A 234-nucleotide genomic window follows, 5' to 3' on the forward strand; every position below is an offset into this window, starting at 1 on the left:
TGACGCATCGCGTCTACGACGCCGCCCTGGGACTGGCGGCCGGGCTGATGGTCGCCGCCAGCGTGTTCGGCCTCGTGATCCCCGGCATGGAGGAGGGGACGCTCCGCGCGGTGATGGCGGGAGTCCTCCTCGGCGGCGGGGCGTTGCTCGGCGGGAACTACCTCATCCCGCACCTCCACGCCGAGTATCGGGAGTGGTTCGCGGAGGGCGGCGCGACCGCCGACGACGCCGCGG

At 73.9% G+C, this 234-nt stretch carries 1 pseudogene; it reads left to right on the plus strand.

Annotation, left to right across the window (positions count from 1 at the left end):
• Window positions 1-234, plus strand: a pseudogene (locus EXE44_RS19415) (ZIP family metal transporter); the annotation flags it as partial.

The sequence above is a fragment of the Halorubrum sp. SS7 genome (assembly GCF_005435055.1).
GTDB lineage: Archaea > Halobacteriota > Halobacteria > Halobacteriales > Haloferacaceae > Halorubrum > Halorubrum salinarum.